The organism is Paraburkholderia dipogonis, assembly GCF_042680985.1.
GTDB lineage: Bacteria > Pseudomonadota > Gammaproteobacteria > Burkholderiales > Burkholderiaceae > Paraburkholderia > Paraburkholderia phytofirmans.
Genome location: NZ_JBHUFR010000008.1, coordinates 148,894 through 161,855, shown reverse-complemented (window position 1 = coordinate 161,855; position 12,962 = coordinate 148,894). Strand labels below are relative to the sequence as shown.

Genomic DNA, 12,962 nt, shown 5'->3' with positions numbered 1-12,962 from the left:
CGAATGTTTGTCCCGCGAATTATTCGCTTGTGGCGAGCGGTGACCCGGAGAAAAATTCCGTTCATGCACCTTTGGCATGAAGTCCATAGCCGAGGGCAATGCGTTTTTCGCACCATGCTTTTCAGGAGACGACCATGCGACTCGATCGGAATTTTGCTAACGGCCGGTTCATCGAACCCGCGACCGACACCGCTAGCCGCGAGCTCATCGCCGTTTGCAATCCGGCCACCGAGGCCGTGATCGCCCATGTCACGGGCGCCACGCAAGCCGAAGTCATCGCCGCTGTCGATGCCGCCGCCGTCGCGCAAAAGGGCTGGCGCAAGCTGCCGTCGGCCGAGCGCGCGGTCTATCTGCACAAGCTCGCCGATGCACTGACCGAATGCGCGCCGGCCATCGGCGCGGCGCTCGCGCTGGAGTCGGGCAAGAGCGTGGCCGACGCCACCAACGAGGCGATCTACGCCGGCCAGATCACGCGCTATCACGCAGAGTGGGCGCGCCGTATCGAAGGCGAAGTGATTCCGAGCGATACCCCCGACGAAAATCTCGTGTTGCATCGCGAGCCGATCGGCGTGGTCGCGTGTCTGATTCCGTTCAACTATCCCGTCTACACGTTCATGCGCAAAGTGGCGCCGGCGCTGATTGCCGGCAACACGGTCGTCGTGCGCCCGAGCAACAACACGCCGACTTCCGCATTCGAAATTGCCAGGGCGGCGGAGAAGGCCGGTTTGCCCGCGGGCGTCGTGAACATTCTCGCAATGAACCATGCCACCGCCGAAGCGCTGTGCACGCATCCCAAGGTCGGCATGATCACGCTGACGGGCAGCGTCGGCGCGGGCCGCAAGGTGCTCGACTATTGCAAGGCCAACATCGCCAAGCCGTCGCTCGAACTGGGCGGCAAGACGCCCGCGATCATCGAGGCCGATGCCGATCTCGAGAAAGCCGCGCGCGATCTGGTCGCGTCCAAGACCACGCATTGCGGCCAGTTGTGCACGGCGATCGAACGCGTCTATGTGCAGGAAAGCGTGCATGACCGCTTCGTCACGCTGCTGAAAAAGCACATGAGCGCGGTGGAAAGCGGCGATCGCAGCGAGCAGCCCTCGCTGATGGGTCCGCTCGTCAACGACGCGTCGCGCCAGTCGATTCACGCGATGGTGGAACGCGCGGTCGCAGCCGGCGCCACGCTCGAAACCGGCGGCAAGCTGCCCATACCAGGTCAAGGCAAAGGCTTCTTCTACCCGGCCACGTTGCTGTCGAATTGCCGTCAGGACATGGAAATCATTCAGGAAGAAACCTTCGGTCCGATCATGCCGGTCGTCAAATACCGCACGCTCGACGAAGCGCTGGAGATGGCCAACGACCACCAATTCGGCCTCGCGTCGGTGCTGTATACGGAGAACTATCGCGGCGCGATGAAGGTCGCCAACGGCATCGAAGCCGGTGAACTGTATGTGAACCGTACGCCCGCCGATCCGTATCAGGGCTTTCATGCCGGCTGGAAACGTTCGGGCCTCGGCGGCGACGACGGCAAGCACGGCATGCTCGAATTCACCCAGACCCGTCTCGTGGTCATGAAGTACTGAAGCTGAACCGGCACGCGTCGCACATCAAAAACGACGGCGCGTGTTTTCCTTGCAACCTGAAAAGCGCGGCGATTCTGCTGCCAGTCCATAACAAAACATATTGGAGACCGGGCGGCCCGATGGGCCGGCGCTGTGTCTCTGAGGAGCGCTCACGTGTCATCCCAACCCGTTCGAACCGATGCTTCGCTCGCTTTAAGCGACGAAGAAGCCGCCTTGCAAAACAGCAAGACGCAGCGTTATATCCAGCTCATCCTGCTGGTGATCGCAGCTGGCGCGATCTATCCGATTCTGTATTTGCGGCAGGTGTATCAGCCGACGATGCTCGCAGTGTTCCACATCACCGACAGCCAGCTCGGCTACCTGTATTCGTCGCTGGGCACGATTTTTCTGTTGAGTTATCTGCCGAGCGGCTGGCTCGCGGACCGTATCGCGCCGCGTTTGCTGATCTGCTTTTCGCTGATCGCCACCGGCGTGCTCGGGCTGTGGTATTCGACCGCGCCTTCTTTTCCCATGCTGATGATGATCTTCGGCGGCTGGGGTTTGTCGACCGGTTTGACGTTCTGGGCCGCGGTCATCAAACGCGTGACGATGATTGCCGGCGCGCATGAGCAGGGCCGTTTCTTCGGCTTGCTCGACGGCGGACGCGGGCTGATCGAAGCCATGCTCGCGACCATCGCGATCACACTGTTCGCATGGGTGACGCAAACCAAAGGCGAACCGGTCGCGGCCGGTTTCAAGCTGGTGGTCTACATGTACGCGTTTCTTTGCATTGCGCTCGGCGTAGTGCTTGCGCTCGTCAAAGACCCACAGGGCACTGAAGATGCCGCCGCCAATCGCGCCGCGCGTCAACGCAACAACGTGCTGACCGATCTGAAGACGCTCGCGAAGATTCCCGAACTGTGGCTGGTGGCCGCCATCGTGTTCTGTGGCTACCAGGTTTTCTGGGCGACCTACAGTTTCTCCGCCTATCTGCATGAAGGCGAAATCGGCCTCACGGTCGTGATGGCCGGCACGATCACCACGCTCAAGCTGTGGATGCGCCCGATCGGCGGCATTGGCGGCGGCTTTCTCGGCGATCGCTATTCGAAGGTGTCAGTGCTGGTGATCGCGCTCTTTCTCGCCGCGCTGTCGCTGGTGGGACTGATGGCGGCACCGCGTATTTCGAGCCACGTGTTGCTGGTGTTCCTCGTGCTGTTCATCGGCATTCTGACTTACGCCATTCGTGGCCTGTACTGGTCGCTGCTGGACCGCTGCAACATTCCGGTGACCACGATGGGCCTCGCGATCGGCCTGATCTCCGTGCTCGGTTATTCGCCGGACGTGTTCCTGCCGCTCATCAACGGTTATCTGACGCAGACGTTCCCGGGCGTCTTCGGCTACCAGCTCTACTTCGGCTATGTGGCCGTCATGGCGGCGCTCGGCGGTTTCGCCGGACTCGCGCTGAGAAACATGCTCAATAGAAAAGAGGTTGCGTAAATGAAAGTCGTCTCGCTCGAAACGCATATCGTCGCCGTACCGCCGCCGCACGTGGGCGGCATGTACTGGATCTTCGTCAAGCTCAAGACCGATTGCGGGATTGAAGGCGTCGGCGAAATCTATTCGGCGACCTTCCATCCGAAAGCGATGACCCACATCATCGACGACGTATTCGGCCGCTATCTGCTCGACAAAGACCCGCACCACATCGAGCGGCTTTGGCGCGAAGCGTATTCTAGCGGTTTCACGCAACGCCCCGATCTGACGATGATGGGCGTGGTCAGCGGCCTCGAAATGGCGTGCTGGGACATTATCGGCAAGGCGGCTAACAAGCCGGTGTACGAGTTGCTGGGCGGTATGGTGAATCAGCGCCTGCGTTCGTACACGTATCTGTATCCGAAGAACAGCCGCGGCGAGTACGACTACGACGATCCCGATCTGGCCGCCGAATGCGCGCTCGACAACGTCAAGCGCGGCTTCACGGCGGTGAAGTTCGATCCGGCCGGACCGTACACGGCGTACTCGGGCCATCAACTGTCGATGGAAGTGCTGGACCGTTGCGAAACCTTCTGCCGGCGCGTGCGCGAAGCAGTGGGCAGCAAGGCGGATCTGCTGTTCGGCACGCATGGGCAGATGGTGCCTTCGTCGGCGATCCGGCTTGCGAAACGCCTCGAAAAATACGATCCGCTGTGGTTCGAAGAGCCGGTGCCGCCGGGCCAGGAAGGCGCGATGGCGCAGGTCGCGCAGCACACCAGCATTCCGATTGCGGCCGGCGAGCGCCTGACCACCAAGTACGAATTCTTCAAGCTGCTCGAAGCCGGCGCCGCGTCGATCCTGCAACTGAACGTGGCGCGTGTTGGCGGCTTGCTCGAAGCGAAGAAAGTCGCGACGCTGGCCGAGGTGTACTACGCGCAGATCGCGCCGCATCTGTACAACGGGCCGATCGGCGCGGCGGCCAGCATCCAGCTCGCGACGTGCACGCCGAACTTCCTGATTCAGGAAAGCATCGGCACGTGGGACGGTTTTCATGCGGCCGTGCTGAAGAAACCGATTCAATGGGAAGACGGCTACATCATTCCATCGCAGGAACCGGGCCTCGGTGTCGAACTGAACATGGAAGTCGTCAGGCAGCACACGCCGTACACCGGCGAGCGTTTGCATCTGCAAATGGCGGCGCAACCTGCCGATGTGAAGGATCTCGCGCCGGCCAAGGGTTGAGTGCGCCTTGCATCTGGCGGGTTTCACCACTACGTTTCAATGGATTGAGCGCCGTCTGGCGATATAGAGCATGAACTACGATTACATCATCGTTGGCGCGGGTTCGGCGGGCTGCATTCTCGCTAATCGCCTGTCGGCGTCGGGCCAATATTCGGTGTTGCTGCTCGAAGCGGGTGGCAAGGACAGCTCGTTCTGGTTCAAGATTCCGGTGGGTTTCACCAAGACTTACTACAACGAAACCTACAACTGGATGTACTACAGCGAGCCGGAAAAGGAACTCGACAACCGGCCGATCTATTGTCCGCGCGGCAAGGTGCAGGGCGGCTCGGGCTCGATCAACGCAATGATCTACGTGCGCGGCCAGCCGCATGATTTCGACGATTGGGCCGCCGCCGGCAATACAGGTTGGACATTTCGCGACGTGCTGCCGTATTTCCGCAAGCTCGAATCGCATCCGCTCGGCAATACGGACTATCACGGTGCCGACGGCCCGATCCGTATCTCGCCGATGAAAGACGCGGTGCATCCGATCTGCCACGTGTTCCTGAAGGGCTGCGATCAGGCCGGCTATCAACGCAGCGACGACTTCAATGGCGCGCAATTCGAAGGCGCCGGCATTTACGACGTGAATACGCGCAACGGCCAGCGCTCGTCGAGCAGCTTCGAGTATCTGCACCCGGTGCTGTCGCGCAAGAACCTCACCGTCGAGCGCGACGTGCTGGCAAGCCGCGTTCTATTCGACGGCAACCAACGCGCGATCGGCGTGAGCGTGACGCAGAACGGCACCACGCGGCAATTCATGGCGACGCGCGAAGTGATTCTGTCGGCGGGCGCGGTCGATTCGCCGAAGCTGCTGCAACTCTCCGGCGTGGGCGACAGCGCATTGCTGGCGAAGCATCGCATCGCGATGGTCAAGGAACTGCCCGCCGTGGGCCAGAATCTGCAAGACCATTTGTGCGTGAGCTTCTACTATCGCGCGAACATGAAGACGCTGAACGACGAAATGCGGCCGCTGCTCGGCAAGCTCAAGCTCGGTCTGCAATATCTGCTGACGCGCAAGGGGCCGCTCGCGATGAGCGTGAACCAGTCGGGCGGTTTCTTCAAAGGTAACGATCGGCAAGCGCAGCCAAATCTGCAGTTGTACTTCAATCCGTTGTCGTACCGGATTCCGAAGAGCAACAAGGCGAATCTCGAACCGGAACCGTATTCGGGCTTTCTGCTGGCGTTCAATCCGTGCCGGCCGACCAGCCGCGGTTCGATCGAGATCGCGTCGAATCGCGCTGAAGACGCGGCGAAGATCCGCATCAACGCGCTGACCACGGAGAAGGACATCGACGAAGTGATTCAGGGTTGCGAACTGGTGCGCAAGGTGATGGCGTCGCCGGCGTTGAAGGCGATCACGGTCGAGGAGATTTCGCCGGGCCCGCAGGTGAATACGCGTGAAGGCTTCCTGCAGTACTTCCGCGAGCAATCGGGCTCGATCTATCACCTGTGCGGTTCGTGCGCAATGGGCGACGATCCGCAGACCTCGGTGGTGGATGCGCGGTTGCGCGTGCACGGCATCGCGGGCTTGCGGGTGGTCGATGCGTCGATCTTCCCGAACATCACGTCGGGCAATATCAATGCGCCGACCATGATGGTGGCGGAGAAGGGCGCCGACGTGATTCTCGAAGACGCCGCGAGCGAAGTTGCGTTTCGGCCTGTCACCGCCGAGATGGCTGCAGCGGCGTGATTCGGTAACGCGCGCTTCAACCGGCTTCAACCGGCGTCGCTCAAAGGCGCCGATTCCGATGCATCGAGCGCCCGTCCGCTCAACCAGATTTCCTGCTGCAGCCAGTCGCGAAACAACGCGACGTGCGGCAGTTCGTCCTGTTCGGCGCGCGTGACGAACCAGTACGACTGATGCCCGTTCACATGCACGTTTAACACTTGCACGAGTTGGCCCTCGGCCAGTTCGCGCGCGATCATGTGACGGTCGGCGATGGTCACGCCGAGCCCGTCGATTGCCGCGCGAATCGCGTGATCGAGCAGATCGAATTCATAACCGCCACGCGTATCCACGTTTTCAATGCCCGCCGCCTTCAACCAATGCTGCCAGGTGAGGTAGCGCTGATCGGCGCTCGCGAGCACATGCAACAGCGTGAACTGATTCAGATCGATTGCCGCGCTACCCGTCTGGCGTGCGAGCAAGGCGGGCGAGCACACCGCGATATGCCGCTCGCTCATCAACAGACGGTTTTCGACACCTTCCCACTCGCCATTGCCGAAACGGACTGCGCAATCGAGCACGCCGGATTCCGCGAGGTTGTCGTCGACGCGCGTCGACAGACTCAGTTCGAGTTGCGGATGCGCGTCACGCAAGCGGCCGAGGCGCGGCATCAACCAGCGGCTCGTGAATGTGGGTGGCGCATTGATGCGCAGGCGATTGCGATGGGTCTTTTCCTGCAGGCCGCGAACCGTGAGTTCGATCCGGTCGAAGGACTGCTGCAGTGCTTGCAGGAGAACGCGGCCGGCCGCCGAAAGTTCCAGATGATGATGGTGGCGCTGCAGCAGCGTCTCGCCCAATTGCGCCTCCAGTTGCCGAACCTGCCGGCTCACCGCGCTTTGCGTGACGTTGAGGAGTTCCGCGGCGCGGGTGAAGCTGCCCGTGCGGCCGGCGACTTCGAAGGCTTTTAGCGCATTCAGCGCGGGCATTTTGCGTTTCAAGATGTTCGACCGGGAGTAAGCGCGAAGTGGCGCGATGTCCCGGCATTTTACTGGTTTGCCTGCGCGGCGCGCCGCCCATGAATTCGCCGCGCAGGCGTTGCAGCGTCAATAAGCAATACAGACCGACTTGCTTTCCGTATAGGATTCGATGATCGACTTGCCGTGTTCGCGGCCGATGCCCGATGCCTTGAAGCCGCCGAACGGCATCGCCGGGTCGACCATGTTGTGCGTGTTGACCCACACCGTTCCGGCCTCGATGCCGTCCACGAGCCGCAGCGCCTTGTCGAGCTGATTGGTCCAGACGCTCGCGCCGAGACCGTACTCGGAGGCGTTCGCCTGAGCCAGCACTTCATCGAGATCGTCGTAGGGCATGGCGACCAGCACCGGGCCGAACACCTCTTCCTTGACGACGGCAAGCGGCTTGCAGGCGCGATTGGCGATCACCGTCGGACGCACGAAGTAGCCCTCGCGCTCCACGCGCGCATCACGCGACACAATCTCGCCGCCTTCGTCCTTGCCCTGCGCGATCATGCCGGCCACTTTGTCGCGATGCCGCGCGGAGACCATCGGGCCCATCTGCGTCGCCGCGTCGAAACCGGAGCCGAGCGTGATGCCGTCGGCGACGGCGGCAATGCCTTGCACGACTTCGTCATAGATGGAGCGCGCGACATACAGGCGCGAGCCCGCCGTGCAAACCTGGCCGTGATTGAAAAAGATCGCGCCGGCGGCGCCTTCAATCGCCTTGCGCGGATCGCAGTCGTCGAGCACGATCACCGGGCTTTTGCCGCCCAGTTCGAGCGAGGCGCGCTTCAGATCGTCCGCGCATTGACGGCCGATGATGCGCCCGACTTCCGTCGATCCCGTGAACGTGACCTTGTTCACCAGCGGATGCCGCACGAGCGCCGCGCCGGCGGTTTCACCGCGGCCGGTCACAACGTTGAACACGCCGGCAGGAAAACCCGCTTCGTGCGCGAGTTCGGCGAGACGGATCGCAGTCAGCGGCGTTTCTTCAGCGGGTTTCAGCACCACGGTGCAGCCGCAGGCCAGCGCCGGGGCAATTTTCCATACCGCCATTAGCAGCGGAAAATTCCACGGGACGATCGCGGCCACCACGCCGGCCGGCACGCGTTTGGTCGATGCGTTGTAGCGCGTGCCCGGCGGGAACGGAATCGACAGATCGAACGTGCTGCCTTCGATCTTGGTCGCCCAGCCAGCCATATAACGCAGCCATTGCACGCTGCCCGCCACTTCCAGCATCTTCGAGAAACCGAACAGCTTGCCTTGATTCAGTGTTTCCAGCGTGGCGAGTTCGTCGCTATGCCGCTCGACGAGGTCGGCGAGTTTCAGCAGCAGACCCTCGCGGACCGCCGGCGGTATTCTGCGCCAGGCATCGGATTCGAAGGCTGCTTTCGAGGTTCTGACCGCGTGATCGATATCCGCTTCGGAAGCATCAGGGATCTGCGCGATTTCTTCAGCGGTGGCGGGGTTGAAGACCGGAAAGGTTTTACCCGCGGCGCTGCCGGTTTTTTCGCCGTTGATGAACATGGTGTGCGGCAACGTGGCCGCTGGTTTGTGTTCGGTCATGGTGGTTCGTCTCCGTTGGGGGTTGAATGGCCGTGGCGCTAGCCGGAAGGGTTCGTCTGACGGCGGTATGGGTTCAGGTGCGTGTGGACGTGTCGCTTTGCGCGCCAACGCGTTGCTAACGACGCGGCGCAGATCACATTCGCCGTCGCGCTCAATACGTACAGCAAGACGAATCCATCGTCGAAGAAGTAGGGGGTCGTGGACAACGCCGCGCCGAGCACCATGCCGATGTGATGCGCAACGCCGGGGCAACTGGCGCTCAGTACGCTGGTCGAGTTGCCGCGCAAGTTCACGAGCGCCGGAATCGTCAGGCAGTCGAGAATCAGAAAGGCCGCTGCCGCGAGTGGCGCGAGCGCGGGATTGTCGTTCGCCGCGAGCGCGCCGATCAGCGTCGCGCGCGCGACGTATAACGCCATCAACATGCGATTGCCGCGCGAGCGCTCGGCGATCACTGCCAGTGCGCAGACGGTTGCGAGCGACAGCGAGATTTGCCAGAACGGCTGTGCGCCGCTGACGCCGCAGATTGCAAAGAGCTGGAGGCGGGCGAGACTGCCGCTGGATAGTCCTGCGAGCAAGGCGAGGAGAGCCGTTGCAGCTGGTGGTGTCGCCACCTTGGTCGAATCGGGATCTTGCTTAATGCCGCGATCCACGTAGTGACGCGATTCGGCGTTGGCGTGCAGCCGATTGAACAACATGCCGACGCCCGCCGCGATCATCAGCACGGCAATCGCTATGCCATGCGCCGAACCGTTCAAGTACGCCGGCACGCTATTCATTGCACCGATCGTCGCGATAAGCGTCGCGGCGCTCGCCAGCAGCGTGGTTCGGCCTGATGAGCGCGACATCAACAGCGGCACACTCATCATGGCCGCCAGCATCAGCGCGCTCATCCATAACTCGGTGGCGTGCCGGTCGAGGCTGGCCTGCATCAGCAGCGCAGCGCCGCCGCCTGCGAGGCACACGCATGCCGCACCCGCGCACAGCATGCGTGCCAAAGCGGCGTGCCGCACACGAGGCACGAGTGGATCAGTGCTTGCAGCAGCCATGATCCGTGGACTTGCCGTCTTCGACGCTGTTCAGATCACGCTCGGCCGGCAAGTCCATCGTCGGATTGGCCGAGAAGAAGTTGTTCGGCTTGAGCATGAAACCGGCGTACTCCACCGGCATCACCGGGAAGTCCTCGGGTTTGCACACATGCGTGTGGCCGAAGCTGTGCCACAGCACGACATCTTCATTCTCGATATTGCGGTTCGCCTCGATATAACGCGGCAAGCCGTCGCCGCCCGAATGCTGATTCGGATAATCGCCGCTTGCATAGCGCTCAGCCGGATCGAACGGCGTAACCCACACGTGACGCGTGGCAAAACCGCCGCGCTGACGCACCTTCGAACGTTCGTCGGCCAGCATCAGCGGCGAGTCGTTCACGACCAGTTTGTAGCCGGGATTCGCGCCGACGGCATTCTTCACGTTCGGATTGCTGACTTTCCAGTAACGGCCTGTGCTGCCATTCGCGTTGCGGGCAGCTTCGCTTTCGGTCTTCAACACTCGTTTGGTCGTATCGAACACATTGCCGTACGGATTGTTCTCGCCCATTGGACGCGGCACGAATTCGTGTTCGGTCACGGTGTTGCGCTCGCCGTCCACCATCATGTGCATGCGCGCGTTGAAGAAATGCTGGTGCGTCGGGCCGCCGAGGTTCTCCGTGATCATGCCGCCCCACGGATAAGTGTCGCCATCGGCCACGGCCGACGTTTGCACGATGCCGGTCAATTTGCATTCGAGCTGAATCGTGCCGTCCTGGTACAGATACCAGTAGAAGCCGTAATCGTAATTGCCGACTGTGGCGAAGAAGGAGATCACGAGGCGTCGCGAGCGCCGCATTTCGAATACGCCGGTGCGAAATTCATAGTGCTTCCACAGCGTGCCGTAGTCTTCTTCGTGCATGCAGACGGCGTTCTTCATCACGAACGGGTTGCCGAAATCGTCCGCGGACGGAATGTCGAAATAGCGGATCGTGCCGAGGCAATCGCAACCGAGTTCGAGCTGATTCGCCAGTTTGCCCAGACCGTATTCACCCGCGTCGAACGCGCTTTTCCAGTAGTGGTTAGTGGTCGGGTCGGAGTAGGGCACGCACATTTCCGTCACGCTCGCACGGTAGATGATCGGGCGTGTGCTCTTGCCGTCGTCCCACGACAGTTGATGCAGCACCAGCCCTTCGCGCGGCGTGAAACCGACGCGGAAGTTCCAGTTCTGCCAGCTCACATGCCAGCCGTCGATCGTGAAGCTCGGGCCGTCGGGCTGATTGATCGACAGCGGCTTGAGCGTGCTGCGCGGTTCGCCGAGACTCGGTGTGTCGTAGTTGTGCTTGGCGCGCGGAATCGGAATGATGCGGCCGTCGTCCACCAGTTCGATCACTTTCTTTTCGAGCAGATCGACCACGGCCATCACGCCTTCGATCGGATGCGCGTAGCCGTTATCGGTCAACGTCTCGCGGTAGTAGCTCACGCAACGCACGAGACGCCGGCCGTTTTCATTCTCGCGATCGAAACAGCCCGCCGAGAACGGATCGACCTGAACGCGTTCCAGATCCTTTTCGCTGAGGCCGCGCTTCATGACTGCCACGCGCCACGCTTCATCGCTCTTGACGATCTGTTCCGCGTTCATGAAGTCGTCGATCATGATGGGCGGCTGGCCGTACGGTGCCTCGCCGAACGGCATCACACGGCGCGCGGCGATTTTCTTTTCTCTCAGGTCCACCTCGAATTCGATCGTCGCGCCATTCGTGCGATCGATCGCGAGCACGAAGGCCGTGCGCGAAAAATATTCACCGGTCTTGAATGCCACCACTTCGGCTTTCGGCGGCTCGCGCAATTCGACCATCGGAAAACGTGCGTGCGAGTCGAGTTTCTCGGCGGCTTTCACGAGATCGCACGCGAGCTGCATTTCTGCGCCGCTCAGCGGATCGAGCGGATGAACGGGGGCGTGCGCGGCTTTCGTGGCATTCGTGTTCATAAGATTCCCGTAAGGAGTTGCTGGACCGGACAGCGTGCTCGCGAGATGAATGAGGCGCGGCGAACGCTGAGTCGATGGCAAATCGTAGGAACCCAATAATATTTTCGCGCTTGCGTATCGCGCCAAATGAACGATAAAGTGCGCCAGGAGGAATGACTCGAGCCACCATCAGCGCAGACTGGAGAGGAGACGCTCAGTATGAAAAAAGTCACGCTCAACGGCAGTTTCCCGATGATCCGCGCCGCGGTCATGGGACCGGTTGTGCGCGCACTCGATGCATCGGGCGCGCATTGCGACGCGCTGCTGGAGGAGTTCGGCATGAGCCGCAAGCTCCTGTCGAATCCTTATGAAATCCTGCCGCTTACGCGCTACGTCGCGGCGTTCGAACGTGCCGCGGAGGTTCTGGGCGAATCCGCGCTCGGCCTGCGTTTAGGCAGCGAAGTGCAATTGACGGAACTCGGGCCGGCGGGTCTGGTGTTTCTCTCGTCGCCCACGCTGAATGCGGCCATGCGCAAGTTCGTGCTTGCGCTGGCGTCGTGGCAAAACACCACGACCTGCGAATTGCTGCGCGACGACGAATGGCCGATCTGGACCTACCAGATCGCCAGTCCGCAAATCTGGCCGCGCCGACAGGATGCGGAATACAGTCTCTCGACCATGTGCCACATGGTTCGGCTCGTGCGCGGCGCGGCGTGGAATCCGGTCGAAGTGCATTTCGAACATGCCGCGCCCGCCGATCTCAAACCATATGCGCGCATCTTTCGTGTGCCGGTGCGCTTTCAACAGCCTTTCAACGGCTTGATTTTGCGGCCGCAGGATCTCGACGCTTCGCTCAAAAGCGCCGACTCGCAAATGGTGCGCATGATGGAGCGCCACGCCACCGATCTGATCGCGCGGGATGCGATGCCGCACAGCATTGCCGAGCAGGTTCGCGATCTGGTGACGCGGCGGCTCGCGCGCGAAAAACTGATCGTCGCCGACATTGCGAAGGATCTGGGTCTCTCGCATCGCTCGTTGCAGCGGCACCTTGCGCAAGAGGGCACTTCCGTGCGGCAGATTGTGCGAGAGGAACGGCAGCGCAGTGTCGAAGGCCTGCTCGAAAGGGAAGAACTCACCAATGCGGCGATTGCACGCGCGGTTGGTTACGCGGATGCCACTGTCTTGTGGCGCGCCACGCGTAGCTGGAAGAAAAATAACCCGTGACGTGTTTTGCCTTTTCTTTCAGAGCGAAAGCATTGCGCGAGAATAGTTCAGGTTCCTAAATATCCACTCAAAACGGCCGCATTCGGGCTTCCCCGCATTGGCGCAAATTATCGAAAATTTGGCGCGGTTCGCGAAGTCGCTTTATTTTTTAGCTACCTACCATGCGCTCACACCGAAGCATCG

The 12,962-nt window shown here is 61.3% G+C and carries 9 protein-coding genes; 5 read left to right on the top strand and 4 right to left on the bottom strand.

The window, feature by feature from the left end:
• Positions 1–134: 134 nt before the first annotated feature.
• The 4 genes from aldA (at position 135) to ACFSNN_RS10735 (ending at position 6,006) form a co-directional block, all read left to right on the top strand.
• Positions 135–1,580 (top strand): aldehyde dehydrogenase, encoded by a 1,446-nt coding sequence (gene aldA, locus ACFSNN_RS10750; RefSeq protein ID WP_134456082.1) that lies wholly within the window; start codon positions 135–137, stop codon positions 1,578–1,580.
• A gap of 153 nt (positions 1,581–1,733) precedes the next feature.
• Positions 1,734–3,056 carry an MFS transporter gene (locus tag ACFSNN_RS10745; protein ID WP_134456081.1) on the top strand — a complete coding sequence of 441 codons (1,323 nt, stop codon included), beginning with the start codon at positions 1,734–1,736 and terminating at the stop codon, positions 3,054–3,056.
• Positions 3,057–4,274: a mandelate racemase/muconate lactonizing enzyme family protein gene (locus ACFSNN_RS10740; RefSeq protein WP_134456080.1), complete on the top strand. Its 1,218-nt coding sequence runs from the start codon at positions 3,057–3,059 to the stop codon at positions 4,272–4,274.
• Positions 4,275–4,344: 70 nt separating this feature from the next.
• Entirely contained in the window at positions 4,345–6,006 is a 1,662-nt protein-coding gene (locus tag ACFSNN_RS10735; protein WP_134456079.1) for a GMC family oxidoreductase, read from the top strand.
• Between the two features lie 26 nt (positions 6,007–6,032).
• Here the strand turns inward: ACFSNN_RS10735 and ACFSNN_RS10730 are convergent, their stop codons facing one another.
• From ACFSNN_RS10730 to ACFSNN_RS10715, 4 genes are all read right to left on the bottom strand, one after another.
• A complete protein-coding gene (locus ACFSNN_RS10730; RefSeq protein WP_134456078.1) occupies positions 6,033–6,968 on the bottom strand; it encodes a LysR substrate-binding domain-containing protein in 936 nt (311 codons plus the stop codon).
• Between the two features lie 117 nt (positions 6,969–7,085).
• A complete protein-coding gene (gene styD / locus ACFSNN_RS10725) occupies positions 7,086–8,564 on the bottom strand; it encodes a phenylacetaldehyde dehydrogenase StyD (protein WP_134456077.1) in 1,479 nt (492 codons plus the stop codon).
• A gap of 38 nt (positions 8,565–8,602) precedes the next feature.
• Positions 8,603–9,610, bottom strand: coding sequence for a hypothetical protein (locus tag ACFSNN_RS10720; RefSeq protein ID WP_134456076.1), 1,008 nt, complete (start codon positions 9,608–9,610; stop codon positions 8,603–8,605).
• Positions 9,591–11,576 carry a primary-amine oxidase gene (locus ACFSNN_RS10715; protein WP_134456075.1) on the bottom strand — a complete coding sequence of 662 codons (1,986 nt, stop codon included), beginning with the start codon at positions 11,574–11,576 and terminating at the stop codon, positions 9,591–9,593. Before ACFSNN_RS10715 ends, ACFSNN_RS10720 begins: the two co-directional genes overlap by 20 nt.
• A gap of 198 nt (positions 11,577–11,774) precedes the next feature.
• Here ACFSNN_RS10715 and ACFSNN_RS10710 point away from each other — a divergent pair, with 198 nt between their 5' ends.
• A complete protein-coding gene (locus tag ACFSNN_RS10710) occupies positions 11,775–12,779 on the top strand; it encodes an AraC family transcriptional regulator (RefSeq protein ID WP_134456074.1) in 1,005 nt (334 codons plus the stop codon).
• Positions 12,780–12,962: the final 183 nt, after the last annotated feature.

Excerpts from the sequence above, each read along its gene's own strand:
- ACFSNN_RS10715 (WP_134456075.1), bottom strand. The coding sequence starts at position 11,576 with ATGAACACGAATGCCACGAAAGCCGCGCACGCCCCCGTTCATCCGCTC.
- aldA (WP_134456082.1), top strand. The coding sequence starts at position 135 with ATGCGACTCGATCGGAATTTTGCTAACGGCCGGTTCATCGAACCCGCG.
- ACFSNN_RS10710 (WP_134456074.1), top strand. The coding sequence starts at position 11,775 with ATGAAAAAAGTCACGCTCAACGGCAGTTTCCCGATGATCCGCGCCGCG.
- styD (WP_134456077.1), bottom strand. The coding sequence starts at position 8,564 with ATGACCGAACACAAACCAGCGGCCACGTTGCCGCACACCATGTTCATC.
- ACFSNN_RS10730 (WP_134456078.1), bottom strand. The coding sequence starts at position 6,968 with ATGCCCGCGCTGAATGCGCTAAAAGCCTTCGAAGTCGCCGGCCGCACG.
- ACFSNN_RS10740 (WP_134456080.1), top strand. The coding sequence starts at position 3,057 with ATGAAAGTCGTCTCGCTCGAAACGCATATCGTCGCCGTACCGCCGCCG.
- ACFSNN_RS10735 (WP_134456079.1), top strand. The coding sequence starts at position 4,345 with ATGAACTACGATTACATCATCGTTGGCGCGGGTTCGGCGGGCTGCATT.
- ACFSNN_RS10720 (WP_134456076.1), bottom strand. The coding sequence starts at position 9,610 with ATGGCTGCTGCAAGCACTGATCCACTCGTGCCTCGTGTGCGGCACGCC.